This window comes from Kitasatospora sp. GP30 (assembly GCF_029892145.1).
GTDB lineage: Bacteria > Actinomycetota > Actinomycetes > Streptomycetales > Streptomycetaceae > Kitasatospora > Kitasatospora acidiphila.
Genome location: NZ_JARZAH010000004.1, coordinates 79257 through 104054, shown reverse-complemented (window position 1 = coordinate 104054; position 24798 = coordinate 79257). Strand labels below are relative to the sequence as shown.

The window sequence follows — 24798 nt, the reverse complement described above, 5'->3', positions numbered from 1 at the left end:
TTGGGGTCTATGTACGACAGGGCCGGGGGCCTCGGGGGCGGTCCCCGGCGGGCGGGTGGTGGGGCGGGTCAGGGCTCGGGGGTGAGCAGGCCCTTGCGGAGGGCGGCTTCGGGGTCGTCGAAGAGGGCCATCGCGGTGGGCAGCCGCAGGAAACCGTAGCGCCGGTAGAAGGGCTCGGTGCCGGGCTTGGCGAAGAGGATGACCTTCCGGTGGCCGCTCGATCTCTCGAGCAGGTGTCTGACGATTCTGTCGCCCAACCCCAGCCCCTGGTAGTCCGGGTGGACCGCGATGTCGGCGAGGTAGGCGGTGTCGACCCCGTCGCCCAGCACCCGGCCCGCTCCGATGAGCATGTCGCCCGCGTAGACGAAGCAGACGAACATGCTGTTGCTCAGGGCGATGGCCAGCGACTGCGGCGACTTCTCGCCCATCGACACCATCTTGTAAAGGGCCGACAGCTCGGCCAGGTTGACGCGCTTGGCGTCCTCGACCCAGGTACAGTCAATCGTCTTTGCGGTCAGCGTGTTCGTGTTCATGAGTTCACGCTAGACCTGGTCTGGTACGGGGGAGAGGAACCAGAGCCATGACGGATTTGGGTACCAGAATGTCGGCTGCCGAGGTCTTGATCAGCCTTGACCGCTGCTCGCCGACGCCGCTGCGGCTCCAGTTGGAGCAGCGGCTGCGAGATCTGATCCGCGCCGGTGTGTTGACCGCCGGTACGCTGCTGCCGTCCAGCCGCGTACTCGCTGCCGACCTCGGGGTGTCCCGCCGGTTGGTGGTCGAGGTTTACGAGCAACTCGTTGCTGAAGGTTACCTCATCAGCACCGAACGCTGTGCGACCCGGGTCGGCGTGGTTGCCGCGACAACCGGGTGCGCCACCACCCAGGAACCGTGGACCCCGCGCTACGACCTGCGCCCGGGCCTTCCCGCCCTGGCGGAGTTCCCGCGCGCGGCCTGGCTGCGCGCGATCACGCACGCGGTGCGGCAGGCCCCTGACGCCGCCTTCGGCAATCCCGACCCGCGCGGCTCGGCAGTTCTACGGTGTGCAGTGGCCGACTACTTGAGAAGGGCCCGGGCGGTCGTGGCGCACCCCGACCGCATCATCATCTGCGCCGGCTTCACCCAAGCGCTTTCCCTGCTCACCAGCACACTCGCCACACTCTCGGGGCGGCCGACCATCGCGCTGGAGAACCCCGGCGCCGTCGGCCGGGACCGCACCATCACGGCGGCCGGCGGCGACTGGACGCTGTGCCCCGTTGACGAGCACGGCATGCAGATCAACCGATTACCGCACCACGCGCACGCCGCCGTCGTCACCCCCGCCCATCAGTTCCCACTCGGGGTCACGCTGGCACCGCACCGCCGCACCGCGCTGCTGGACTGGGCCCGCGACGGCCGGCTGGTCATCGAGGACGACTACGACGCGGAGTTCCGCTTCGACCGGCAACCCCTCGGCGCGGTTCAGGGATTGGCCCCCGAGCACGTCGCCTACGTCGGCACGGTCAGCAAGACCCTCTCCCCCGCGCTGCGGCTGGGTTGGCTGGTACTGCCGTCCGCGCTGGTCGACGCGGTGACGCAGACCAAGAAGGCCTGCGACGTCGGCAGTCCCACCCTCGACCAACTCGCCCTGGCGCACCTGATCGACAGCGGCGCCTACGAACGCCACCTCCGGCGGATCCGCAAGCACTACCACTGCCACCGCGACGCACTGGTCTCGGCACTCGGCCGGCACCTGCCCCACGCGGAGATCACCGGTATCGCCGCAGGGATCCACCTCGTCGTCCGGTCACCGGGCGCCCCGGATCCCGACCGCCTGGTGATCGCCGCCGCCCACAACGACCTTGCCATCGGCAGCATTTCCCGCTTCCTCCTAGGCGAGGCCCGCGAGCATTCCGACCGGATCGTCCTCGGCTACGCCAACATCCGGCCGAGCGCCATCGACACCGCCGTGCGCACGCTGGCCGCCCTCACCCGGCCGGTGGGGCCGAGTGAGGGCGGTTCATGAGGGCGTACCCCGAGGGGATGGGATCGAGGTCAGCCCTGCGACAGTCGGGTCTTTGACGGTCCGTCAGTGACAACCCGGTTGCCCTGAGGCGGAATTGCGAGGGCTGCGGCCTGCTCCAAGCCCATGCCCTTGGTCTCCTCCGCCCAACGCACGCTCACCAGCAGGCCGATTGCCGTCAGGGCGGCGGCCAGCAGCATGGTGGGACCGATGCCGAGGCCGGTCAGGGCAACCGGGAGCAGGAAAGTGCCCACTGCCGCGCCGATCCGGCTGACCGAGGTGGCCAGGCCAACGGCCGTGGCGCGGACGGACGTCGGGAAGAGCTCATTGGGGTACGTCCAGTCAAGGACGTTGGGGCCGCCGCACAGGAACGCGTAGGCGCAGAGGGCGAGCAGGGCCAGCAGGGCGGGGGCGGTGGGCCAGATGCCGAGGAAGACCAGCGGCACGATCATCAGCGCGAACGACCAGATGATCGTGGGCCGGCGGCCGTGGCTGTCGATGGACCGCAGCGCGGGGTAGCACCCGATCAGGAAGACCAGGCTGATCAGGCCGGTGCCCAGGGTGTCCATCACGGTGCCGCCGGGCAGGCCGAAGGATCCCAGGATGGCCGGGCCGAAGGTCAGCATCGCGAACAGCGGGGCCACCTGGCAGAGGAAGAACAGCCCGCAGAACAGGGTGCGGCGACGGTACGCCGGACTGAACAGCACGCGCAGCGAACCGGCGTCCAGCCGTTCACCGTCCAACGTCTGGGCGCCGCCGCCGAGTTCCTCGACGGTGACGTCGCGACCGAGGTGCTTGCGCACCACCGCGACCGCCTCCTCGCCGCGGCCGTGCTGGGCGAGCCAGAGCGGTGACTCCGGGGAGCCGCGCCTGATCACCAGGAAGAACACGCAGAGCACGGCCGAACTCGCCTGCATCCAGCGCCAGCTGCCCGACCCGCCCAGCTGCAGGAACAGGTAGCCGACGACGTACGCCAGCACCGAGCCGGCGTACCAGGCGACGATCTGCTTGCCGAGCAGCCGGCCGCGCTCCTTGATCGGCAGCCATTCGGCCAGCAGGGAGGTGGCGATCGGGTAGTCGGCGGCCACCGCCATGCCGAGCACGAAGCGCAGCGCGACGATCGCCCAGACGTCCGTGGCCCAGAACGACGCGATCGAGCAGACCACCATCACCAGCAGGTCGAGGGTGTACATCACCTCGCGGCCGATCCGGTCCGTCAGCACGCCGAACACCGCCCCGCCGACGAACATCCCGACCAGTGCCGAGGCGCCGATCAAGCTCACGTCGGCCGTGCTCAAACCCAGTTCGGGGGTCATGCCGATCAGGGCCACGCCGACGATGCTGAGGATGTAGCCGTCCAGCAACGGCCCGCCGGAGCAGGCCAGCGCCAGACGGCGGTGAAAGGCCGAATACGGTGCGTTGTCGATCACTGTGGAGGACATTCCAACCACTATGAGAACCCGAGGTGTCTACCCGGCAGGGACCAAAGTCCTCGGAATTACTCACGGAGGTCCCGGGTCCGGCGATATCGCACCATCCGCCACCCCGCTACTTACAGGTCGGTCACATAACGGTCATTGAACAGGCGGACACAAATCACTGTCAGGAGAAGTCTTGTGGCAGTGGCCACACATCCTTGTCCGTGTGCGACCTCACACATCACTGTGCACCAACGCGAAGAACGCGAAGCAACCGGGGACCGCGTGGTGCGGTCCCCGGCCATCGAATCAAGCGATCGTGCTGCGGGCCGATCAGGTGTAGCAGTAGTCCAGGTTGCCCATCTGGCCGTTGTTGTAGGTGTTGGTGGCCCAGGTCGGGTTGCCGGCGCTGTTGTAGAAGACGAAGTTGCCGTCGTTCTGCATCACGGCCTGGCCACCGGGGGCCGGGTTGAGGGCGCCCAGGGTGCAGACGATGTTGTTGTTGGAGTCCTCGAGCTTGGCGTAGCCGGACTGCGACCAGTCGATGTGGGTCACGCCCTTGCCGTTGGTGCCGCTCGCCCAGATGGTGTGGGGGGCACCGTTGCTGTCCCACTTGGTCAGCACGAAGTTGCCGTCGGCCTGGAGCGCGATGGCGTACGGGAAGTTCTCGGTGTAGCCGTTGGTACCGGGGTACCAGTCGGCCTGCGACAGGGTGAAGGTCGCGGACCGGATGCCGGCGCCGACGGTCGCGTTGGCCTCGGTCGCGGTCAGGCTCAGCGCGGCCACGACGGCGGTGCCGACCAGCGCGGCCTTGGTGACGGCGCCGCCGATCGACGAGCGCTTCATGATGGTGCGGGACATCGGGCTTCCTTTCGAAGGACGAGCAAGCGGCGACGCGCTGCCGGGGCGGCGACCGCGCTTCGCACCCCTCGATGCTCACCAAGGCCCGTATCGCGGCCGTATCGCGGCGGCCTCGATCGCCCGAACGGCAGAGCGCCGGGGACCGCGTGGTGCGGTCCCCGGCGGTCAGTCGAGCCGTCGTGTTCCAGGCCGATCAGGTGTAGCAGTAGTCCAGGTTGCCCATCTGACCGTTGTTGTAGGTGTTGGTGGCCCAGGTCGGGTTGCCCGCGGTGTTGTAGAAGACGAAGTTGCCGTCGTTCTGGAGCACGGCCTGGCCGCCGGGGGCCGGGTTGAGCATGCCCAGGGTGCAGACCACGCCGCCCGAACTGTTCAGCAGCTTCGCGTAACCCGACTGCGACCAGTCGACGTTGGTCACGCCCTTGCCCTTGGTGCCGCTCGCCCAGATCGCCTGCTGGCCGGGACCGCTGACGGTCTTGTACAGCACGAGGTTGCCGTCGGACTGCAGCGTGAGCTCGTAGCCGCCGCCGGTGGTGAAGATGACGTCGTTGACGGACCAGTCGGCCTGCGACAGGGTGAACTGCGCCACCCGCACGCCGGCGCCGACGGTCGCGTTGGCCTCGGTCGCGGTCAGGCTCAGCGCGGCCACGACGGCGGTGCCGACCAGCGCGGCCTTGGTCGCGGCGCGACGAATCGCGGCGCGCTTCTCCGAACGGACAGTCATGTGCTGCTTCCTTCCCGATGGACGAACCGTTGCCGTGTTGCCGGGCCAGATCCTGGCCGGGCGGCGTATCGCAGGCGTATCGCCCGTCCACCGGGAAGGATTTGTAGGGTCAGGAACTCATTGCGCACTCGTTCCTGCGGAAGCGTCGGAATCCGGGCGACATGAGCACCGGCTGTGTTGGCGAGTCTTGAGCACTCGCTGACTCATAGGACAGGGGCGTGGACGTTGGCGCATACGCACTGTGATGCGCCCGGAGTGGCAACGTTCAGTTGGGAGCCACAGCATTTCGGCGGTATCCGACCCTGCAGCGCGTGGACCAGGCGGCGGCGGGCTGAACCCGGTGGCCGTCTGAGCGAACGGCAGTGAGCCCACTGCGTTCGAACTTAATCCGGTCGCCAGCTGCCAAGAACAGCGACCGGTCCAGCTCGAAGGCAGAGCCGTCATCGGTCTCGACCTCGTCCAGCAGGACCAGGCGCGGGACGGGTGCCGCTTGCGCCCCGGCACCTTCTTGGCCCCGTCGTAGCCGCAGGTGGCCGCCGGCACCGTGGCCGCCGCCCGCAGTGGCTGCGCGTCGATCACCGCCGCGGTCGGCTCCGGATCGCGGCCGGCCTCCTTGCGGACCAGGCCGCGCAACCGGTTGTGCAGTTCCGCGAGCAAGCCCTTCACACGCCACCGCCGCGCGAATGCGTAGACGCGGTCCCACGCCGGGAAGTCGCCCCGCATCGCTCGCCAGGTGATGCCGCCCGCCACCAGATAGCGAACAGCGTCCAACATCTGTCGGTGGCAGTACGGCTCATGAGCCGCCGGCTGGCCCGGCGGCGAGCGTGAACCGTCCCGGGGTGGGTTCGGGCCTTCACCCGTGAAGGCCCGAACCCACGATCGAGGGCGTCATACAGCACGATCTGGTCAATGTTGTCGAAGTGCTCCGGGTTCACCGAAGTTCCGGTGGAACGGTTGAGGATCCGCAGCGCGCGATGCCCACCTGGCGTTCCGGCTCCCCCTGGACACATGCGCGCCGAATACAGAGGTATCGAGATCCTTGAGGGACTCCAGTACCAGAGTGGCAATCGCAAAGCGAGGATCGCAGCGATCAGCGGCCTCGGGAACGGCGACGACCGTCATCTGGGCTGACACGCCGGCGAGGACGCCGTTGAGCGAGTCCTCGAGCACAATGCATTCGTCGGGTGACGCGCCGAGGGCGGCGGCTGCGCGGAGGTAGGCGCCCGGGTGGGGCTTGCCGTGTTCGTCGTCTTCGGCCGAAAACACGGCATCGAAAGATCGGTCAAGGCCGGTGCTCGCGAGCGCAGCGCGAATCACCGACTCCGGCGAAGATGACACGACGGCCATCGCCCTCGATGCTAGCGCGCACGCCGCGACGGCGTGTTCGGCGCCGGGTTTCAGCGCCACTCCCTCCAGCCGACGGCACACGGCGGCCACGATCTGCTGCTCGACGTCGTCGGGGTCGGCTTGAATGGTGGCTCGATCGAACCAATAGGCCACCATGTCCCTTTGCCGCAGCCCGCGCGTCGCCGCCTGCATCTCCGTTGTGAGGTGCAGGCCACGCGGACCGAACACTTCACGCTTTGCCGCGTCCCAGATCGGCTCGGAGTCGATCAAAAGGCCGTCAAGGTCGAATAGGACAATCGGTTGCATCGGTTGCTCTTTCGTTGGCGATCACGCGAGGACGAGACGATTCGCTGCCCCGCCGTGCATGAGCAGATGGTGCTGTGGTCGATGACGATGCTCATGAGCCGCCGGCTGGCCCGGCGGCGAGCGTGAACCGTCCCGGGGTGGGCTCGTCGGCCCAGCCCCGGTCGGCCAGCCGCTTCATCTTCGACCGAACTCCTTCCACACTTGCCGGAACCGGCTCCAGTCCGAGTACGGCAGTGATCTCCTGACAGGACATCACTGGCTCCCCGCCGGATGCTTGTTCGGTGAGCGTAGCGAGGATGCGCTGGTAGTGGGGAGCGAGCGCGTCCATGGAAAGCGCGGGACGCCACACCGGGACGATCGAGCCCCATCGCGCGGCCCTCGGTAGGGGAACCTCGGCGGGCGCGTTCGTCGCGGGCTCCGACCCGGAAGACTCACCGGCTCCCGGGCCAGCTTCACCTGCCCGTCCGGGCCGCGGCCCGGACAGAACCTCGCCAACGCGCTGCCGGGCGATCAGCCACTCGTGCCAGGCCGTCTCCGCTTCGGCGAGCTCAGCGAGTACCCGGTCCGCCACCTCCCGAAGCTCCTCCAGGCGCTCACGCGCGGCCGGCTCTCGCTCCTCCAGGAGACCCACCACCGACGCCATCCCGGCATCTCCACCAACGAGACAACCCAACGGCCCGAGCATGCCTCGCCATGCCGGCATCATGCCTGAACTGCGGAAACCCGCCGATCAAATATGAGCCCGCCACTCCGACTCGTCCGAGGTCTCGAAGAGCACTTCCCAACGGCCCTCCTCAGGCGCGAAGCGGGCAGCTGCCCGCCGTGCCTCGTCCTGCTGCTGACGTTTTCTCTTCCGCTGACCCGGCATCGGCCCAGCATCGCTGGCCTGCACGATCACAGCAAGGTCATTACCCATCGCCCGGTACCAGTGCGCGTTGATCATTTGTCAGATAGCCCCGGACGCCCACCCGAGGTGCCTTGGATCACCGCCGTGGCATGGTGCATCACCCGTTGCCGGACTCCCGACGGAGCCGCCGGACCTCGGCAATGAGGCGGGGGATGGCCTCGCGGGCGGTGGCGATGAACCGCGCGTCCTCATCCCAGCGTTCGTCTGCGACATCAACGTAGCGTGGCTGCTGGACGAGGGTCGCTGCGACGGCAGATCGCCGCGTTCGGGCCTCGGATACGGGTGTTGCCCGTTAGGTCGATGTAGATGAGCGGGACTCGGCGGTGCCCATCGGGAGTCGTCTCGCCACGCAAGGCGATCTGTTCAAGATAGTAGCCGCGCCCGAATTCGCAGACGGCCGTGCTCTTGCCCAGTCCTGGATAGGCGTCCACCAGCGCCGCCGGCTTGGCCTTGTCGCCGTCCTGCCGGTTGGAGTCGACGATCTCTGCGAGGTCGTCGTGCAGGCTCAGCAGCTGGGGCGTCTTGATCGGCCCGATGTTGGCGTGCCAGACCGCACGCCGATCGTTGTACCGCACGAGATCCCATGTCGGCAGCGCGAGTCTCCTTGGCCGACAGCCGTTCCGGCTGGATGCGGCTGGAGCTGTTGACGAACTCCAGCCAACCCTTGAGTCGGGTGAGGGAGTACTGCCGGTCATCCCCTTCGAATTCTTCATGCTCGTCGCCCTGGCTCATCGAGTCTCCCAAGCGTCCGTGTACAAGTCCGCTTCGTCGATGGAGGCATCAGCGTCGCCGGGGAAAGTCGCATCGCATTCCTCCTCCTCGTCGTCATCGCCGCCCTGATCTGCACCTGCACCCGGTGCCGTCTGCAGGCCGGATCGGCCGTCAGGCCCGCTGTCCTCATCTGATGGTGCGTCCAGGGCTGTCAGCCGACGGAGGGATGGAAGCTGGGCGACGTCGTCCTGCGGTGCGTCGTCCACGGCTACGAGCCTCAGGCGTTCCCGTGAGAGCCGTACCGCCATGCGCCGCTCGACGCGGTCCGCGGTCAGCCCGCCCCCCCAACGCTCCAGCAGCTCGATCAGCCTGGCGGACTTCGATCCAGACGTGCGTGGCATCTTCGCCCAGCCGTGCCGACTGGTGGCTCAGACGGGCGATCGGGTGCGCCGCCATGTCCCGGACTTCCTGCTGCTTCTGAGGTCGGGAGCGGTGCGGGTCGTCAACGTCAAGCCGATGGATCGCCTGCGCGACCCAGAGATCGCGGAGGCTCTGGCGTGGCCGGGCAAGCTGGTCGAGGTCCCCTGCGTTCGTTACGGCTCTTTCTTGGGCTCCGTACCGTCATGCCCTGGACGGTACGGAGCACCCGTACCGTCCAGGCGCGAAAGACCGCAAGAGTCCGACAACTGACAACTACCGAACGTCACCGATGCTCATGATCACTCGGATTTGCTCGGACGGTGCTCATGATCCGCCGACAGTGCTCACCGAACCTTGGACCCTGCAGGATTGACGGATCGTCAGGGATTGGAGAGCAGATCGCGCAGCAGGGCCACGGTGTCCGGGTCCAGGCTGCGGCCGGTGCGGCGACTCAGGGCGTCCAACCGGTTGACGGCCTTCAGGAGTTGATCGCGGGCGCCGGCCGAGGCGTAGGCGTAGAACAGGTCGCGGTGCAGCAGTTCGACGTCGGGGGCCACGGCGAGGCCGCGGAAGACGGCTGCCTCGGCGCTGCGGTGGTCGCCGTACTGCAGCCGGCGGGCGGCCAGTTCATGGGCGGTGTCGATGATCGCGGCCAGCATGTCCTGCCGGGTCGCCTCGGCCCAGCCGTAGCCGGTGGCCGGGGCCTCGGCGAACGGGGCGCCGCGGACCAGGGCGAGGGCGTGGGCCAGGGCGGCGTCGGCAGTGGTGCTGGTGCTGCGCATGCCGCGCCGGTAGAGGCTGCGGAACTCGTCCCAGTCACAGGTGACCGTCGGGGCGAAGGTGCAGTTCTCCAGCTCGTCCTGGCGCAGGAACGCCCGGCCGTCGGGGTCGCCGCCGAACCAGGCGGCGAGCTCGCCGACGGTGGCGGCCGCGGGGTGGTCCGGGCGGGCGTGGTCGCCCGGGTGCAGGGCCCGCTGGACGGCCGCCGGGTCGGTGCCCGGGTTGAGCGCCAGGAAGGCGGCTGCTTCGGTCAGGGCGGGCAGGTCGCCGGGTTCGGCCGGCCCGGTGGCGCCGAGCACGTCGACCGGGCCGAGCAGGCGCACCCGGGGGGTGGTGCGGATGGCGTGCGCCTCGGGCGAGCGGAGGATGGCGAGCAGGTCGTCCGCGTCGGTGCGGGCGGCCAGGGGGGTGCCGTCGGGCGGGGTGGAGCCGGGCGGGGTGGAGCCGGGCTCGGTGGCAGGGATCGGCTCGGGCCGGAACGGCATGCGCGGGTCGGCCGGGGCCGCCGCCTGGGCCGTTTCATGGGTGGGCACGGGCTCGGTGGTGTCGGCGGTCTCGGTGGGGACATCGGCGGGCGGCGCGGCATCCACACCCGGCTGCGGGTCTGCGGGAGGCAGCGGGTCTGCGGGAGGCGGGACGTCCAGGGGCGGCATCGCCACCAGCGCCGGAAGGTTCTCGATCACCGGCGCGTCCGCCTGCCGACCCGGCCGCTTGGCGCCACCCGCACCGGCCGGGTCGAGCGAGGCGAACGGGCTGCTGCCGGTGCCGATCAGGCGGGCGATCAGCTTGGGTCCGCTCTCGGGCGGGCCGTCGGGCAGCGCACCGCCCACGAAGGAGGCCGTGCCGGCGGCGACGCCGGCCAGCACCGGCACGGGCTTGGGCAGTTCGGCGGGCTCGATCTCGTCCCCGTCATAGGTCCAGGCAGGCGCCTCTTCCTCGGCGGTTGCGGCAGTGGTGCTGAGCAACTCGCTCCAGTGTGCGAACTGTTCCTCGGTCAGCCGCTGCAACTGCACGGAGAGGTGCAGGCCGGGCAGCACGGCGGCGCCGGTGCTGGGCAGCGTCCAGCGGGCGACCGGGCCGGCGCCGCGCTCGGGCGCCCGGGAGATCACGGCCAGGCAGGTGCGCGGGCGGCCGTCCAGCAGCCGTCCCAGCTCTGACGGGACGTCACCGGTGGGCGGCTGTGCGGAGAGCACGATGTCGGGCACCCAGGCCTCGTCGGCCTCGCCGCGGCTGCGGGCGTCCCGGGGGTGCGCGGCACCGACGTTCACCAGGGCGCCGCGTGCCTCGTCGATGCGCGGGCCGAGTTCGGTGAGCGCCTCGGCGAGGGTCGGGTAGCGGTGCACCCGGTCGGCGACGGTGTCGGAGACCGGCAGTTCCTCGGGGAAGCCGATCAGGTGCAGGTTGAGGTTGTCGGCCAGCGGGCTGTGCGCGAGTTCCAGCGCGATGGTGCGCAGCACCGCCCGGGCGTCGTCGGGGTGACCGGAGAGGTGCATGAGCCGGATGGTCTCCAGGTCGGCGAGGACCGCCGCGCCGTCGGGGGCCGTGCCCAGGGTGACCAGCGCCGGGTAGGGCGCCGGGACCTTGGCGGCCTGCTCGGCGGAGAGCAGGTCGTCGGAGTCGCCCGCGCACCACCAGACGTTGGCGGCGTGCGCGGCCCGGAACGGGGCGATCGGCACGGCGGCGGCGGCCAGGTGCAGTTCGACGACGCCGCCGTTGGTGACCCGGACGGCGGCGAGCGGGGGCAGCCGCTTGCCGGTGCGGCTGACGTTGCGGCCCAGGGTGCGCAGTGACCGGTTGAGCAGGTCCAGGCCGGTGCTGCTCTGCCGGGCCTTCAATTCGGCCTCGAAGGTGGCGGCGGGCAGCGCGGGCATCGGGATCCGGCGCCGGGGGCGGCGGTTCCGCTGCTGCTGGCCGCGCCGGTGGGCCACGGCGCCGATCAGCACGGCGGCGAGCAGCACGCCGATCCCGGAGGCGGCGAGGGCGGCGGTGTAGCTGCTCTTGGCGTCCTCGACGGGCCCGCCGGGGTGGGCGGCGACCTGCGGGGGCGGGGTCAGGTGGGGGGCCGGGTGCGGCGACACGTCCCGGCCTGCGGGTGCCGACGGCGCCGAACCGGGCTGCGGGGTAGCCGAACCCGGCGCGGGCGAGCCCTGTGCGGGCTGTGCGGACTGTGCGGGCTGTGCGGGCTGTGCGGGCCCAGACTGTGCGGGCGCGGGCTGGCTGGGTGCCGCCGGGCTCGGAGCCGGAGCCGGCTGGGTGGGCGCGGCGCCCGGAATGGTCAGCACCATGCCGGGCTCCAGCGTGTTCGGGTCGGTCAGCTTCTCCCCGTCCGGTGCGGTCACGCCCTTGTTGGCGTCGAACAGCTGCGGCCAGGCATCCGAACTACCCATCTCCCGCAGGGCGATGGCCGAGAGCGTGTCACCGGGCTGCACGGTCGCGGTGGCGTGCCGCGCCCCGCCCGAACCGCCCGCCGGAGCGGTCGCGTTGGTGGACGCGGGCGCGGAGGCGGTGTCGGGCTTGGCGTCGGCGGGCATCAGCAGCCGCCAGCCGGGCTGGATGGGCCGGTCCGCATCGAAGACGGTACCGGAACCATCCATCACCCGACCGGCGTTGAGCTTGGCGATCTCCTGCCAGCGGTCACCCGAGCCGAGTTGGTGTTCCGCGATCGACCAGAGGCTGTCGGCCGGGCGGCTGTCCTTGACGGTGTAGGTCGGCGCCTGCGGGCCGGGGTCGGCGGCGGGCGCCGCGGTGGTCGCGGAGGCCGTGGTGAGCGCGGCCTGCTGCGCGGCGGAAGCGAGTTGGGCCGGTGCCGTGGCGGCGCCGAGCTGCGCCGGGCTCGCGGTCGCGGCGAACGCGCCCCCGGCCACCGGGAGCAGCGCGATCACCGCACCGACCAGCCCGCCCGCGAGCCGCTGGCTCCACCCGAAGGCCGGCAGCCGCCGCACCACCCGGCCGCGCAGCTGCGCCGGGATCTCCAGCAGCACCGACAGCGCGAAGCAGCCCCAACCGAGCCAGCCGATCGCGACCAGCGCCCAGAGGAAGAGCCGCCCGTCGTCCGGCGAGGTGAGCAACTGCCCGATGTCCTGGTGCCCGACGCCTCCCATCGCGGACACCGCCTGGGTGCCGTAGAGCAGCGCGGCGGGCACCCCGACCAGCAGCACGGCGAGCACCAGCAGCGCGCCCAGCGCGGTCGGCAGTGCGCGCATCGGGCTGCGGCGGCGGCCCGGCGGGCCGACCGGGGCCGGGCGCGGACGGCCGTTCGAACTCCCGTGTCGCCCCTGGGTCTTGGTTCGTGTCGCGGCCATCAGGCACCCCCCGCATTCTGGCCGCCGACCACCATGGTCGCGGTACCGGTTCCTTGGATCGACAGGGTGGAGACACCGAACAGCCCGAGCAGCGCGGTCCGGTAGACGGGGTGGACGACCACGGTGATGCTGGTGGCCAGCGGCGGCGGCGGTTTGGCCGGGTCCGGGGGTTCGGCGACCAGGCCCCGGTAGGCCGGGTCCTTCTGCAGGAAGGCGGTGGCCGCGGCATAGGCGGCCTTGGTGTTGATCAGGTACTGGCCCTGTTTGAACAGGGTCGGCTGATCGATCTGCTGGCCGCCGACCCGGGCCGCCTCCTGGGCCATCTCGTCGGCGTTGACGATGGCCCGCAGTTCGCCGCCGCAGTCCAGCACGATGCCGAGGAACATCAGCATCATGGCGGAGCCGAGCGCCACGAAGATCGAGATGGTGCCGCGGTCGCGGTCACCCCGACGGACCCTCACGTTCCCCTCCCCAGGGCTTGGGACCTCAACTGCCCGGCCCGACGCGCTGCTACGTCGAGCGGTACTGGTCGATGACGGATCGGAAGGTCCCCTGCAACTCCAAGGCGCCGGGTACCCAAATCGGCGACAAATCATTCACCGGAACCTTGCAGGACACATCCACCCGGACGTCCTGCGGCAGCGGATCAGCCGTCAACTGCTCCACGGTGGCCGCGACCTGCAGACCGTCGCAGTGCACCCCGCTCTGGGTGAGCATCTGGTTGACCGCGTCGGTGGCCGCGGACTGCTCGTGGCCCGCCGGGGCCAGCGAGCCCGCCCTGGCGCCGGTCCTGGCCGCCTCCTGCAGCGTCCCGGCGGTCTGCTCGGCCCGCCCGGCGACCAGGATCAGGCACAGCAGCCCCAGGACCACCGGGACCACCAGCGCCGCCTCGATCGCCAGGCTGCCGCGCTCGCCCGGTAGCAGCTTGGCGCTGCCGCGCCCGCCGCGTGGCGGCTTGGCGCCGCCGCGCGGCGGCGGCCCGGTGGGCAGGGCCGTCATGGCTGGTACCTCTCGATCGGGGCCTGGGCGGTCTGGGAGAAGGTCAACTCCCCCGGCAGCACGAACAGCGGGTGCACGGTCACGGTGACCGTGACGACGGTGTCCCCGGGCCGGCGCTTCGGCACCGTGACCACGGTGTCACCGAGCAGCCCGTTGAAGTGCTGGAGGAACAGCTCGGCCCGGGGCTCGGCCAGGCTGTTGTCGGTGGTGCCGTAGACCCGGGCGGCGTCCGCGCCTTCGCGCGCGGCGGCCAGGGCGACACTGTCCGAGTACCAGATCAGCGCACCCTGGACCACCAGCATCACCAGGACGATGATGATCGGGAACACCATCGCGAAGCTGATGCTGAGAACCCCTCGGTCGGCACCTTCCTGACGTAGCGTCAGCTGTTCGCAGGGATCGGCAGGTTCTGCGGAATGTCGCCCTTGGCCTTCTGCCCGAGGGTCGCCACCGCGGCGACGATCGCTCCGGCGATCGCCACCACGACGACCACGATCAGCGCCAACTCGATGCTCAGCGCACCGTGGTCGCCCTCGGCATGAGCCGCTTTGGCGCGGGCGGCGGTCACCCGCAGCAGCGCCATCGCCGGCTGCAGCGGTAGGAGTAGCGACACCAGGAACAGGCCCGCCAGGGCACGCAGGTTCTTCATCAGTGGATCTCCTCGGGAGGGGGGACGTCGGGGGTCGGGACGTCTCGGCGCTGAAGTCCGGGCGAACGGACCGAAGTTCAGAACACATGGAGCATCTGGTAGAGCGCGGGGTAGGTGATCAGCACGGTCATCAGCATGGTGAGCGCCGCACCGGGCGCCACCATCTGCTCACTGGTGGCACCGGCCTTGGCCAGGTCGTCGGCGAGCAACTCGTCGCGAAGGCCCTTGGCGCGGGCCCGCAGGGTGTCGTAGACGGCGGCGCCGTCGCTGCCCGACAGCCGCATGATGTCGGCCACGTCCTGCAGTTGGGGCAGGCCGAGCTCGCCGGCCAGCGCCTCCAGCCCCTCCCAGGGCGGCACCCGGTCGGTGGCGGCGCGCTCCAGGGCGTCCTGGATCCGGCGGAAGACGGCGCTGCGGCCGACCGCCGCCGCCCGCCGCATCGCCTCGGCCGGGCCGTGGTCGGAGGCCCGTTCCAGGGCGACCAGTTCGAGGTAGGCGGAGATCGCGTGCAGGTACTCCGTCCTGGCCTCCTTGGCCTCGCCCTGCACGATGCCGTCCGGCAGCAGCCAGCCGCCGGCGGCCAGCGCCAGGCTGAGCACCACCGGCAGCGCGACCGGCGGGCCGAAGCCGACGAACGCCGCCATCGCGGTGAGATACGCCGGCAACAGCAGGCCGATCAGCGCGAACAGCAGCTTGTGGGCCATGAACCGGGCTGGGCTGCGACCGATCAACGCCAGTGACTGGGTGGGCAGTCGGGCACCCACCAGGCCCAGCGCCTTGCTGCCGAGCCGGTCGTACCAGCGCTCGTCCTCGGCCTCGGCGCCGGGCCGCGGCGAACCGGGAGCGCGGTGCAGCCGGTCCAGCGCCGTGCCCAGATCCGGTGGCGCCGGCCGCAGTTCGGCGATCAGCAGGGCCAGGCCGGCGGCCGCCGCGATGCCGGCCAGCACCGCCCAGGGCGAGATCATCGGACCTCCCCGACCGGTTCGGCCACCGACTCCTCGGCCGCCCCGGGCAGCGCGGCCACCTGGCTGCGCCGGTCCGGCTCCAGCAGCCGGGGCAGCGGCTTGCCCGCGGCCAGCGAGCGCATCCAGGCGATCACCCCGATGAACGCCAACCCCAGCACAGCCAGTACCAGTTGGCCCTGGACGGTGCCATAGGGCGCGGTGTAGCGGGAGTTGAGCGAGCCGACCACGACGACCAGCAGGATGATGCTGACCAGCCAGCGGACCGTGGTGCGGTGCTTGGACCGGTCGGCCTCGATCGTCCGCCGCTGGCGCACCTCCTCGCGGACCGACTCGGCGAGGTCGGCGAGCGCCCGGGCCAGCCCAGGTCCGCTGTCGCCGGCCCGCAGCACCAATGCGGCCAGCACCTTGTCGGCGGTCGCGTCGGCCAGCGTGTCGGCGAAGGCGCGCAGTGCGTCCTCGGTGCGCCAGCGGGCCTGCAACCGGGCGGCCAGCTCGTCCACTTCGCCCTGCAGGGCGGCCGGGGCGGTACGCCGACTGGTGACCAGAGCCTGGGTGAGGCCGGTGCCGAGCAGCAGCACATCGGAGAGCCGCTGGGTCCACTCCGCGAGGCCCTCCAGGCGGCGGATCTGCCGATGGTCGGCACGGGTGACCGCGAACAGCCAGGGCAGCCCGAAGACCAGCCCGGGGCCCAGCAGCACGCTGAGCGGGATCCCACTGAACAGCCAGGCGAGCGCGGCGGTGATCAGTGCCAGCGCGGCCTGGATCCGGCGCAGCCGCAGGGTGCCGCGATCGGGCGCGCCGGTCGTGCCGTACCAGAGCAGCCGCATCCGCAGGGCCAGCCGACCCGGCGCGCCATGGCCCGCCGGCGTGCCGGCGGAGCCGCGCAGCCCGACCAGCAGCGCCACCAGGCCGCCCGCGATCAGGACGCCGCACAGGGCGAAGAGCAGCATCACCGTTCCTTGAAGGGGATGTGACGGGACATCAGATCAGGTTTCACCGGGCGCCGCCGATCCGCAGCGACAGCGGCGCCGCCCAACTCCCGTACGCGGACTGCAGCAGACCGGCATCGAAGCCGGCCCGCCGCAGGTCGTCCAGGCAGTTGGGCGGGGTGTGCGGCACGGCCCGCGGCTCGCCCAGGTCGGGGCGCGGGCCGAAGACGGTGTTCAGGGCCGGTCGGCCGTGCTCGCCGAGGCCGGTCACTTCCATGACGTGCGAGACGAAACGGTGCCGACGGCCACCGAGCGCCGTCTCGTCGACCATGGCGAGGTGCACGATCAGGTCGACGGCGTTGGCGGTCAGCCGGTAGGCAAGCGCATCTGTCATATGTGAGCCGTATTCAAGGCAGAGTTCGGCGATGCGGTCCACCACCATCTGCGGACCGCGGGCGTGCAGCGTGCACATCGACCCGCCCTCGCCGTTGGTCATCACCCGCAGCATGGGGACGACTTCGGCGGAGCGGACCTCGCCGACGATGATCCGGGAGAGGGTCATCCGCAGCGCCGCCGGGATCAGCTCGCCGATGGTCAGCTCACCGGCCGGCTTGCCGTCGATCCGCTCGCCGTTGCCCTCCCGGGCCTCCATCGGCACCACCTGCCGCAGATGGCCGAGGGTGTGCAGCCAGAGCTCGAACTCCGACTCCAGGGTGCCGATCCGCTCGTCCGGCGGGATCTCGGCCGCCATCGCCCGCAGCAGGCTGGTCTTGCCGACCCCCTGGGTGCCGGTGATCATCACGTTCTTCCGGGCCCGGATCGCCGAGGCCAGGAAGGCGGCGATGGTCGAGTCCACGGTGCCGAGGTCGACCATGTCGGCGAGAGTGGCCGAGGCGACCCGGTGCCGGCGGATCGCCACATACGGGCGGGGCGTCACCTCGGTCATCGCCTGCAGGCGCATGCCGCCCTCCAGGCGCAGCGCCAGGGTCGGGTTCGCGGTGTTCAGGCTGCGCTCGCCGCCGCCGTGCTGGCGCGCCAAGTCCTGGAGCAGTTCGATGAGTTCGGCATCCGAGTCGGCGACCGGCGGAACCTGGCTGAGTGGCTGGTGGACGCGCGAGATCCAGACGTCGTCACAGCCGTTGATCAGGATGTTCTCGATCTCCGGGTCGTCCAGGTAGGGCTGCAGGCGGCCGGCCCGGAACAGCAGGTCGTAGACCGCCTCGGCCAGGGCCCGGTCCTGCTCCCTGGTCGGCGCCACGCCATGGCTCTGCGCGAAGGCGTCCGACCAGCGGGCCACCGCCTCCTCGATCAGCGCCCGGCCGCGCTGCCGCCGGGTAGCGCGGTCCACCTCGCTGCCCTGACTGACCGTCAGCTGGGCGAGCTGCTGATGGAGTTCTGCCGCCACCCGGCGCTTGAGCTCACGGGCCACCTGCGGGTCCACGGTCGGCGGCGCGGGCTTGGCGCTCCACGGGTCGGGGGCGGGCAGCACGGGCAGCGCCGTGGCGGAGCCGGGAGCGGGGGCGGCAGGGGCCGGGGCAGGCGTGGGGGCAGGCTGGGGCCAGGGGTGGGTGATCCGGGTCGGCTGCGGGCCGGCGGGCGACACGGTCCACGGCTGGCCGCCGCCCGGGCCGGTGAACTGCCCGGACGACCGCGCCGGCCCGGGGACCGCCGGACCGGGCGTGGCGCCGGGGGCGGTGGGCGCGGGGCCGGGTGCCGGCAGCCGGTACTCGGGCTCCGCGTCCTCCGGCTCGACCGACCACGGCAGGCCCGCCGGGTCGGCGGCCGCACGGTCACGCATGGGGCTACCGCGCACGGAGCACCTCCCCTTGAGTCTCGGTCTCCTCGGCCGGCGCCGGGAACGGTTCGGGCGCCGCCGGGTGCGGAGCTATCCCGGCGAGCGGCGGCGACCCGGCAGTGGCCGGCGGGTACGAAGCCACCCCCGCGAGGGGCGACGACCCTCCGCCGGCCGGCGGATACGACGCCGGCGGGTACGAAGCCACCCCAGCGAGGGGCAACGACCCCTCGCTGGCCGGCGGATACGACACCGCCGGGTGCGGAGCCACCCCGGCAAGCGGCGGCAACCCGGCAGTGGCCGGCGGGTACGAAGCCACCCCCGCGAGGGGCAACGACCCTCCGCCGGCCGGCGGATACGACGCCGCCTGGTGCGGAGCCACCCCGGCAAGCGGCGGCGACCCGGCAGTGGCCGGCGAGTACGGCGCCGCGCCCGGTCGCACCTGTACCGGTCCGGCCTGCGGCACGAACACCTGCCCGGCGGGCGAGGCGAACGCCTGCCCAGCGACCGGTACCCCCGGCACCAGGCCAGGCGGCACCGGCGTGAGCTCGGCCGCGCCACCAGTCGGCACGGCGGCGCCGTCGAGCCAGGAGCGCGCGGCCGGCTCCTCGGCCCGGGCGGGTGCGGGCGGCGGCTCCAGGGCGTAGTCCCCCACCACCCGGGCGAGTCCCGATATCCCGGCGTCGCGACCCTGCGGGGTGGCGGCGGACTGCTCCTGGCCGTCCCGCACAGTCCGTGCCCAGCCGTCCGGCCACGCCTGCTGCCGCAACGCGGCGTCCATCGCCCCGGCCTCCGAACCCCGGCGGGCGCCGCCATCCGGCCACGCCTGCTGCCGCAACGCGGCGTCCATCGCCCCGGCCTCCGAACCCCGGCGGGCGCCGCCATCCGGCGCCGCGACGGCCGGCTCCCCCGCGGCGGCGTCCGTGGTGCCCGGCACCGGGCCGCCCCAGCCGTCACCCGCGCCGGCCCCGGCCGCATAGCCCTGCTCGGGCTGCTGATAGCCCGCTTCCGCCGCATGGCCCTGGTAGCCCTCCGACGGCTCGGGCTGCTGATAGCCCCCCGCCGCATAGCCCTGAAACCCACCCGACACCTCGGGCGCGTGGGCCACGGGCTGCGGCTCGCCCCGCCCCGGGACCTGCGGCTGTTCTCCCCACCCGGGGGCCTGCGGCGGCTGAGGCGCCCCCCACTCCGGGCCCGCGCTCGTCTGCGCCGGCGTCAACCGCCGCCGCCGCTCCTGCGCCACCGCCAGCAGCCGGTCCGCGACCGTCCGGGCGGCCCGCATCAGCTCCGATCTGATGAACCGCCGGTCCGTGCTGTCCCCGCCGTCCGAGAGCACTCGGGCGGGCCGCGGGGCGTACGGCAGCTCGCCGTGCACGGGCAGTTGCAGCTCCCGGGTGACGTCCGCGGCGGGGTACGGCCCTTCGGTGACCAGCAGCAGCCCCAGCCCGTCCGCGCCGTTGCCGGCGGCGGCCAGGTCCTCGCGCAGCGCGGTGAGGCGCGGGCGGGCCGTGCTGAGGCCGCGCAGCGTGGTGCGGATGGTGGCGGCCACGCAGTCGGCGCGCCGGGCCAGCACGGCTCCCGGGCCGTGGGCGCCCGAGCGGCCGAGGTCGAGCAGCACGTCGTAGCCCTGGGTGTGCAGCCCGCGCAGCATCTCCACCAGCGGCTCCCAGGTGTAGGCGAGCCCGGCGGCCTGGGCCGGATCGGTCAGGCCGGGCAGCAGCAGGCGGTCTCCGGTGCCGCCGGGCGAGACGTCGATCAGCTGTTCCCAGAGCGCCTCGGCGAGCAGCCCGCGCCGGTCGGCGACGGCGAGGTTGCGCAGCCCGTACACCGCCTCGACCCGGCCCTCCAGAGCGCCGGCCAGCGCGGCCCCGCCGTCAGGGTCGCACTCGACCAGCAGCACCTTGCGTCCGTCGGCCAGCGGCCAGGCGAGCAGCAGGGCGAGCGCGGAGGTGGTGGCTCCCGGCGCGCCCAGGCCGCCGACCACCGCGATGACGGCCATCAGGCGCTCCCCGAGGGGCTCGGGGCCGGGCTGGGGACGGAGCTGGGGGCCGCGCCGCCCGCCTTGGGCGCCAGGATGATCTGGAACTTGCCGCCGGCCGCCCACTGGGCCAGCTTGACGGCGTCGGCGGGCGGCACCGCCACGTCGATCACCTGGTTGTCGCCGCCCTTGCCGGTCTGGGCGACCACCGCGTTCATGGTCTGCGGCGCGCCGCCGCCGCTGTCGCCCAGTTGCACGATCTCGATCTGCTGCCCGAGTTGCAGGCCGACGGCGGGCAGTTGGCCGGTGTGCACGGGCAGGCCGACCTCCTGCATGCCGGGCTGCACCACCAGCGCGCTGGTGAGGTCGGCGGCCAGCAGCAGGGTGCCGCGGTGCAGGTCGGTGGTGGCGCGGCGGCCGACCGCCCGGCTCAGGTCGGAGGCGCTGATCGGGGCGAGCGCGGGATCGCTGGCGATCCGGGCCACCACCAGGTCCTGTGCCGTGAGGGGCTGCCCGTACGGCACGTCACGGGCCAGCGCCAGCACCGCGATCCGCTGCCCGGTGCTGTTGTAGAGCACCGCCCCGCCGAGCCCGCCGGCGGCGATCAGCGCGACGGACATCGCCAGCACCGCCGGTCGCCGTCGGCGCGACCGCAGCGAGCGGGACGGCGCGGTGGGACGGCCGCCGTCGCGGGCCGAAGCGGCGGCGGTGCCGAGGGTCGGCGTGGTGCGGCTGTCCATCGGGCGGCGGCCTTCCTCACGTACGCAGCCGGGCGGTTGTCCCGAACTGACGGTCAGACATGGTTAGTTGAGCACCTGGAGCTGGTTGACCTGGAGCTGTACGGGCAGGCTGGAGACCTCGAGGGTCAGCGGGTCCCAGGGCGCCGGGCCGTTGGGGTTGTTGTTGTCGACGGTGGTGACGGTCCACGTCTCGGTGGCCACCGGCCAGTACCCGCCGCCCGGGGACGGTGCGGCGGTGGGCGCGGGCGCGCCGGTCGGGGGCGCGCCGTTGGCGGGCGAGAGCGAGCCGAACCTCCAGTAGCAGGCGCCGGCGGGCGGGTTGTTCTCCATTCCGTCCGCGTACGGCACCCCCGGGCCGTTGCAGTCCGCTACCACCTCCTTCCTGTTGGCCTGGTATCCCATGTCCCAGGCCACCTTGGTGAGCGTGGCGGTGGCGGTGACGCTGATGCCGTTGAGGTTCACGGTCTGGCTCTGCGGGCCGATCGTCTGGTCGTCGGGCGCGGCCGCGGTGCCGTGGTCGTACCAGAGGAAGACGGGGACCGTGACCAGGGACTTGCCGGTGGGGGCGGTGTGGATCACGGGACGGATGAACTGCAGCTGGGCGATGGCCATTTGGGCCACCGTGCCGGGAGTCGGGGCCGGGGTGCCGGCGTTGGGGGCCTGGGCGAGCCAGCTGATCGTCGAGTACGTGGGGTTGCCGTTGGCGTCCCAGCAGGACTGCAGGTAGGGGGATTTGCCCGGTTGGGGCGTCTGCCCCTTCAAGGCCGGATCCGAGGGGTCGAGCGCCTTGAAGTAGCAGCCCTGGCCGCTGTCACTGCTGTTGTCGAACCACCCCAGGTCAGGGTCCCAGCACGGCTTCTGGACGCCCTTCCAGGAGCAGACCGGCTCACCGCCGCCACTGCTGGAGCCGGTGTTCCCCTGACCGCCGCCGGGTGAGCCACCGCTGCCCGACTGGGAGAGTTCCACGCAGATCGCCAGCACCAGGCACTGGTTGATGCCGCCGGTCGGTGCGGCCGCCCGCGCCGGAATGGTGGCGCCGGCCAGCAGGCCGGTCAGCAGGGCGAGTAGTCCGAGGTGTCGTCGCAAGGTCCTCAGCATGTCCGACCCGTCTCACGGTTGAACTCGAAGACTTTCCAGAGGGCGCCGCTGCTCCGCAGCACGGCGGTCGCCGGATACCGGGTCAGGCGCTGTGGCGCGTCCTTCATTGATCCGGTACTCGCATCGGCCTGGTGCCAGCCGCTGACATCCACACAGTCGGAGATTACCGCCGTCTGGGAAGTGCCGCTGAGATCAAGACTCTTGACAACAGGATCGAGCACGGGCTGACCGGTCATGACCATTTTGGCGCCTTGCAGCGAACGTAAACTCATAAGAACATTCGCCAGCGCCACATCGGCGGAGTACACCCGCACCTGGGCCCCCTGGGGATCACCCCCGGCATACGCCTTCACCTGCGCCGCCCACCAGTCCTGATAGGTCTTCAGCACCACCCGACCGACGGCCTCCTGCGGGCCGCTCGTCGGCGCTTGATCCCCCCCGCCCGACGCACTGGTCGAACTGCCCGCACCGGCACCCGTCGAAACCCCGTTCCCCCCACCGGTTTCGCCGCCCCCAACCGTCCCATTGGTACCAATCACCCCACTGGGATCAGCGCTTGACAAATGACTCGCGCTCCCCGCGCCGCCCTGTGCGCAGGCCGCGGTGAAAAGCAGCAGCGCCGCGCCGACCCCGATCGCCCGTAGGCGTACCCGTAGGCGTAACAAAGCCCTGTCACGGCCCATAGCCCCACCTTGTCGCGACTGCCCGACAGCTGGCCGGAGTTGGCGGCGTCCCTGCTTGACCGAAAGGCGCCGTCCGTTGCCGAATTACGATGTGAGGCAGATTGTTCGCCACCACACCCGCCCGGGGCAACACCTCGGGGCTCTGACCTTAGTCGGAACCCGGATCCGTTGTGGTGTTTTCGCGCCACAGAACAGCCAACAGTTCTTCGGAAACCGACAATCCGGCCAGCGCACCACGCACCGCCGCCCGATTTCGGAGCAACAACCGGCCACCCGAAGGAGGGACGAGCAGTCTGCCCGGGATGCCTGACGCCAGCTCACCCCAGGCGAGCTCTGCAGCCACCGCGTCCTGCATGTCCGCCGGTCCGACGGCCGGCGGAGCCGTCGGCACCCCGCGCTCCAGCACCCGGGAGAGGGCCCAGCTGAACGATCCTTCACCGCCGGGCACGGTCGCGGAGCGGCTGCGGCGGCCGGTCGGGAACGGACCGATCCGGCCCCAGAGCGGCACCCGGGAGTGGGTCAGCAGCTCGCCCACCTCCTGGGAGGCGCCGGAGAGCAGCGCCCAGGTGTCCGGGCGGGCCACCACGTCCACCAGCAGCAGCGCCTCCGCCTGGGTGCCGTGCACCATGGTGCTCACCACCCAGTCCCAGGCCAGCCCGCGGCGGTAGGCGTTGTCGGCGGTGCTGCCGGCGGTGACCAGCGCCAGCCGGCGCCCGCGCGGGTCGGCGACCAATTGGCCGAGCAGCCCGACCACCAGGTAGCGCCCCTCCTGCCGGGCCGCCGCCCGCAGCGCCGTCAGCATCGCGTTGGCGTCCGCCTCGGGCGGCACCACGGTGACCCGGCAGCCCCGGCTGCCGGTGTCGAAGCAGACCGGCGGCAGCGCCCGGGCCAGCGCCTCGGCGCCGAGGGCGACCTGCGCCGAACCCGCGAAGGCCTTGTCCGGCCCGCCGTCGGCGCCGATCAGCACCAGGTCGACGCCGCTCGCCGCTCCCGGAGCCCCCGCTGTCCCGGCCGCCCCAGAAGTCCCAGAAGTCCCCGCCGTCATCCGCCCGCACCCCTCGTCACCGTGTCGCCGCCGTTCGCCGGCACTCCGTCGTCCGGCACTCCCTGTGTTCTCCGGTCCGCTCCGGGACCATGGGCCCTACTGTCCCCCGCCGCACTGGGCGCACCATCGGGATATGGACCGTGTCGACCGTATCGAGGATCTGGGCGAGGCCGAGTGCCTTCGGCTGCTCAGCACCGTGCCCATCGGCCGGGTGGTGTACACCGAGCACGCGCTGCTGCGGGTGGTGCCGGTGGAGTTCCAGCTCGAGGCGGACGGGCGGCTGCTGCTCGCGCTGGTGCCGGACGGCGCGGCGGCCCGGGCGCTGCACGGCGCGGTGACGGTCTTCCAGGCCGATCGGCTGGACGAGGCGAGCCGCACCGGCTGGAGCGTGGTGGTGCACGGCCGGGCCGAGGTGGTCCGCGATCCGGCGGTGCACGCACGGCTGCTGCGCACCGGCCCGCGGCCCTGGGCGAGCACGGCCGAGCCGCTGTTCGTCCGGCTGACGACGGACCTGGTGACCGGCCGACGCCTGCACGGCAGGGCCCTGTCCGCGACTGCTTCCGGCCCCGGGAACAACTGACCGACCGGTAGGACTACGCTCCCCAGCACGGGTGGTAGGCCGTCCGCCCGTCCGTGCCCCCGACCGGCCGTGGAGCGCCCCATGACGTCCTTCGCCTCCCTCGACGAGCTGACCGCGGCGGTCGGCACCGAGCTCGGCAGCAGCGCCTGGCACACCGTCACCCAGGAGCAGGTGAACCTGTTCGCCGAGGCCACCGGGGACCATCAGTGGATCCATGTGGACCCGGAGCGCGCCAAGGAGGGCCCGTTCGGCGGCCCGATCGCACACGGCTACCTGACCCTGTCGCTGATCCCGCTGCTGGCCAAGGAGTGCTACAGCGTCGGCGGGGTGCGGATGGCGGTCAACTACGGCTCCGACAAGGTGCGCTTCCCGGCCCCGGTGCCGGTCGGCACCCCGGTGCGGGCCACCGCCGAGCTGCTCTCGGTGACCGAGGTGCCGGGCGGGCGCCAAGCGGTGGTGCGGTTCACGGTCAGCAGCGAGGCCAGCGCCAAGCCGCACTGCGTGGCCGAGACGATCACCCGCTTCTACCTCTGACCCCTCTCCAAAGGGCACCCGACGGTGCGTCAGG

At 71.9% G+C, this 24798-nt stretch carries 25 protein-coding genes and 1 pseudogene; 3 read left to right on the top strand and 23 right to left on the bottom strand.

What is annotated here, in order from left to right:
• Positions 1-68: 68 nt before the first annotated feature.
• Positions 69-533, bottom strand: a complete 465-nt coding sequence (locus P3T35_RS08520; RefSeq protein ID WP_101383712.1) for a GNAT family N-acetyltransferase — start codon at positions 531-533, stop codon at positions 69-71.
• Positions 534-580: 47 nt separating this feature from the next.
• Between P3T35_RS08520 and P3T35_RS08515 the strand changes: the two genes are divergently transcribed.
• Positions 581-2002, top strand: coding sequence for a PLP-dependent aminotransferase family protein (locus tag P3T35_RS08515; protein WP_101383711.1), 1422 nt, complete (start codon positions 581-583; stop codon positions 2000-2002).
• Positions 2003-2031: 29 nt separating this feature from the next.
• Here P3T35_RS08515 and P3T35_RS08510 read toward each other — a convergent pair whose 3' ends face one another.
• From P3T35_RS08510 to P3T35_RS08405, 22 genes and pseudogenes are all read right to left on the bottom strand, one after another.
• Complete coding sequence (locus tag P3T35_RS08510; RefSeq protein WP_101383710.1) at positions 2032-3441, bottom strand: MFS transporter; 1410 nt, start codon at positions 3439-3441, stop codon at positions 2032-2034.
• Positions 3442-3750: 309 nt separating this feature from the next.
• A complete protein-coding gene (locus P3T35_RS08505; protein WP_101383709.1) occupies positions 3751-4278 on the bottom strand; it encodes a hypothetical protein in 528 nt (175 codons plus the stop codon).
• A 193-nt stretch (positions 4279-4471) separates the two neighbouring features.
• Positions 4472-4999, bottom strand: coding sequence for a hypothetical protein (locus P3T35_RS08500; RefSeq protein ID WP_101383708.1), 528 nt, complete (start codon positions 4997-4999; stop codon positions 4472-4474).
• 117 nt (positions 5000-5116) lie between these two features.
• A pseudogene (locus tag P3T35_RS08495) lies at positions 5117-5791 on the bottom strand (transposase); the annotation flags it as partial.
• A gap of 114 nt (positions 5792-5905) precedes the next feature.
• Entirely contained in the window at positions 5906-6652 is a 747-nt protein-coding gene (locus P3T35_RS08490) for an HAD-IA family hydrolase (RefSeq protein WP_101383707.1), read from the bottom strand.
• 91 nt (positions 6653-6743) lie between these two features.
• Positions 6744-7295, bottom strand: a complete 552-nt coding sequence (locus tag P3T35_RS08485; RefSeq protein WP_101383706.1) for a hypothetical protein — start codon at positions 7293-7295, stop codon at positions 6744-6746.
• An 87-nt stretch (positions 7296-7382) separates the two neighbouring features.
• Complete coding sequence (locus P3T35_RS08480; protein WP_101383705.1) at positions 7383-7595, bottom strand: hypothetical protein; 213 nt, start codon at positions 7593-7595, stop codon at positions 7383-7385.
• Positions 7596-7771: 176 nt separating this feature from the next.
• Positions 7772-8134 carry a hypothetical protein gene (locus P3T35_RS08475; RefSeq protein WP_101383704.1) on the bottom strand — a complete coding sequence of 121 codons (363 nt, stop codon included), beginning with the start codon at positions 8132-8134 and terminating at the stop codon, positions 7772-7774.
• A gap of 153 nt (positions 8135-8287) precedes the next feature.
• Positions 8288-8536, bottom strand: coding sequence for a hypothetical protein (locus P3T35_RS08470; RefSeq protein WP_143676990.1), 249 nt, complete (start codon positions 8534-8536; stop codon positions 8288-8290).
• Positions 8537-9070: 534 nt separating this feature from the next.
• Positions 9071-12772 carry a LysM peptidoglycan-binding domain-containing protein gene (locus P3T35_RS08465; protein ID WP_107503376.1) on the bottom strand — a complete coding sequence of 1234 codons (3702 nt, stop codon included), beginning with the start codon at positions 12770-12772 and terminating at the stop codon, positions 9071-9073.
• Positions 12772-13233: a hypothetical protein gene (locus tag P3T35_RS08460; RefSeq protein ID WP_101383702.1), complete on the bottom strand. Its 462-nt coding sequence runs from the start codon at positions 13231-13233 to the stop codon at positions 12772-12774. Before P3T35_RS08460 ends, P3T35_RS08465 begins: the two co-directional genes overlap by 1 nt.
• Before the next feature lie 49 nt (positions 13234-13282).
• On the bottom strand, positions 13283-13771 hold the full coding sequence (locus P3T35_RS08455) for a TadE/TadG family type IV pilus assembly protein (protein ID WP_101383701.1): 489 nt from the start codon (positions 13769-13771) through the stop codon (positions 13283-13285).
• Positions 13768-14115 (bottom strand): TadE/TadG family type IV pilus assembly protein, encoded by a 348-nt coding sequence (locus tag P3T35_RS08450; protein ID WP_280705137.1) that lies wholly within the window; start codon positions 14113-14115, stop codon positions 13768-13770. Before P3T35_RS08450 ends, P3T35_RS08455 begins: the two co-directional genes overlap by 4 nt.
• Positions 14116-14153: 38 nt before the next feature.
• Complete coding sequence (locus P3T35_RS08445) at positions 14154-14420, bottom strand: hypothetical protein (protein ID WP_180356739.1); 267 nt, start codon at positions 14418-14420, stop codon at positions 14154-14156.
• Positions 14421-14497: 77 nt separating this feature from the next.
• Positions 14498-15385, bottom strand: a complete 888-nt coding sequence (locus P3T35_RS08440; RefSeq protein WP_101383699.1) for a type II secretion system F family protein — start codon at positions 15383-15385, stop codon at positions 14498-14500.
• Complete coding sequence (locus P3T35_RS08435; protein WP_101383698.1) at positions 15382-16335, bottom strand: type II secretion system F family protein; 954 nt, start codon at positions 16333-16335, stop codon at positions 15382-15384. The genes P3T35_RS08440 and P3T35_RS08435 overlap by 4 nt, the downstream gene beginning before the upstream one ends.
• Positions 16336-16378: 43 nt before the next feature.
• Positions 16379-18112, bottom strand: a complete 1734-nt coding sequence (locus P3T35_RS08430; RefSeq protein ID WP_280704874.1) for a CpaF/VirB11 family protein — start codon at positions 18110-18112, stop codon at positions 16379-16381.
• Between the two features lie 4 nt (positions 18113-18116).
• Positions 18117-20105, bottom strand: coding sequence for a hypothetical protein (locus tag P3T35_RS08425; RefSeq protein WP_180356738.1), 1989 nt, complete (start codon positions 20103-20105; stop codon positions 18117-18119).
• Positions 20105-20824 (bottom strand): SAF domain-containing protein, encoded by a 720-nt coding sequence (locus P3T35_RS08420; RefSeq protein WP_101383697.1) that lies wholly within the window; start codon positions 20822-20824, stop codon positions 20105-20107. The genes P3T35_RS08425 and P3T35_RS08420 overlap by 1 nt, the downstream gene beginning before the upstream one ends.
• 63 nt (positions 20825-20887) lie before the next feature.
• Positions 20888-21910, bottom strand: a complete 1023-nt coding sequence (locus tag P3T35_RS08415) for a hypothetical protein (protein ID WP_143676989.1) — start codon at positions 21908-21910, stop codon at positions 20888-20890.
• Between the two features lie 5 nt (positions 21911-21915).
• The gene (locus P3T35_RS08410; RefSeq protein ID WP_101383695.1) at positions 21916-22314 is read right to left on the bottom strand and encodes a hypothetical protein; all 399 of its coding nucleotides are present in this window, start codon (positions 22312-22314) and stop codon (positions 21916-21918) included.
• A gap of 439 nt (positions 22315-22753) precedes the next feature.
• Positions 22754-23650: a hypothetical protein gene (locus P3T35_RS08405; RefSeq protein ID WP_143676988.1), complete on the bottom strand. Its 897-nt coding sequence runs from the start codon at positions 23648-23650 to the stop codon at positions 22754-22756.
• A gap of 133 nt (positions 23651-23783) precedes the next feature.
• Between P3T35_RS08405 and P3T35_RS08400 the strand changes: the two genes are divergently transcribed.
• Both P3T35_RS08400 and P3T35_RS08395 read left to right on the top strand, forming a co-directional pair.
• Positions 23784-24230 carry a pyridoxamine 5'-phosphate oxidase family protein gene (locus tag P3T35_RS08400; protein WP_101383693.1) on the top strand — a complete coding sequence of 149 codons (447 nt, stop codon included), beginning with the start codon at positions 23784-23786 and terminating at the stop codon, positions 24228-24230.
• Between the two features lie 81 nt (positions 24231-24311).
• Positions 24312-24764, top strand: coding sequence for a MaoC family dehydratase (locus P3T35_RS08395; protein ID WP_101383692.1), 453 nt, complete (start codon positions 24312-24314; stop codon positions 24762-24764).
• Positions 24765-24798 lie beyond the last annotated feature (34 nt).

What these genes read in the sequence shown, in the direction of transcription:
- P3T35_RS08505 (WP_101383709.1), bottom strand. Translation starts at nt 4,278, where the DNA reads ATGTCCCGCACCATCATGAAGCGCTCGTCGATCGGCGGCGCCGTCACC.
- P3T35_RS08395 (WP_101383692.1), top strand. Translation starts at nt 24,312, where the DNA reads ATGACGTCCTTCGCCTCCCTCGACGAGCTGACCGCGGCGGTCGGCACC.
- P3T35_RS08465 (WP_107503376.1), bottom strand. Translation starts at nt 12,772, where the DNA reads ATGGCCGCGACACGAACCAAGACCCAGGGGCGACACGGGAGTTCGAAC.
- P3T35_RS08425 (WP_180356738.1), bottom strand. Translation starts at nt 20,105, where the DNA reads ATGGCCGTCATCGCGGTGGTCGGCGGCCTGGGCGCGCCGGGAGCCACC.
- P3T35_RS08490 (WP_101383707.1), bottom strand. Translation starts at nt 6,652, where the DNA reads ATGCAACCGATTGTCCTATTCGACCTTGACGGCCTTTTGATCGACTCC.
- P3T35_RS08420 (WP_101383697.1), bottom strand. Translation starts at nt 20,824, where the DNA reads ATGGACAGCCGCACCACGCCGACCCTCGGCACCGCCGCCGCTTCGGCC.
- P3T35_RS08400 (WP_101383693.1), top strand. Translation starts at nt 23,784, where the DNA reads ATGGACCGTGTCGACCGTATCGAGGATCTGGGCGAGGCCGAGTGCCTT.
- P3T35_RS08435 (WP_101383698.1), bottom strand. Translation starts at nt 16,335, where the DNA reads ATGCTGCTCTTCGCCCTGTGCGGCGTCCTGATCGCGGGCGGCCTGGTG.
- P3T35_RS08405 (WP_143676988.1), bottom strand. Translation starts at nt 23,650, where the DNA reads ATGACGGCGGGGACTTCTGGGACTTCTGGGGCGGCCGGGACAGCGGGG.
- P3T35_RS08510 (WP_101383710.1), bottom strand. Translation starts at nt 3,441, where the DNA reads ATGTCCTCCACAGTGATCGACAACGCACCGTATTCGGCCTTTCACCGC.
- P3T35_RS08455 (WP_101383701.1), bottom strand. Translation starts at nt 13,771, where the DNA reads ATGACGGCCCTGCCCACCGGGCCGCCGCCGCGCGGCGGCGCCAAGCCG.
- P3T35_RS08445 (WP_180356739.1), bottom strand. Translation starts at nt 14,420, where the DNA reads ATGAAGAACCTGCGTGCCCTGGCGGGCCTGTTCCTGGTGTCGCTACTC.
- P3T35_RS08440 (WP_101383699.1), bottom strand. Translation starts at nt 15,385, where the DNA reads ATGATCTCGCCCTGGGCGGTGCTGGCCGGCATCGCGGCGGCCGCCGGC.
- P3T35_RS08430 (WP_280704874.1), bottom strand. Translation starts at nt 18,112, where the DNA reads ATGCGTGACCGTGCGGCCGCCGACCCGGCGGGCCTGCCGTGGTCGGTC.
- P3T35_RS08520 (WP_101383712.1), bottom strand. Translation starts at nt 533, where the DNA reads ATGAACACGAACACGCTGACCGCAAAGACGATTGACTGTACCTGGGTC.
- P3T35_RS08515 (WP_101383711.1), top strand. Translation starts at nt 581, where the DNA reads ATGACGGATTTGGGTACCAGAATGTCGGCTGCCGAGGTCTTGATCAGC.
- P3T35_RS08485 (WP_101383706.1), bottom strand. Translation starts at nt 7,295, where the DNA reads ATGGCGTCGGTGGTGGGTCTCCTGGAGGAGCGAGAGCCGGCCGCGCGT.
- P3T35_RS08500 (WP_101383708.1), bottom strand. Translation starts at nt 4,999, where the DNA reads ATGACTGTCCGTTCGGAGAAGCGCGCCGCGATTCGTCGCGCCGCGACC.
- P3T35_RS08480 (WP_101383705.1), bottom strand. Translation starts at nt 7,595, where the DNA reads ATGATCAACGCGCACTGGTACCGGGCGATGGGTAATGACCTTGCTGTG.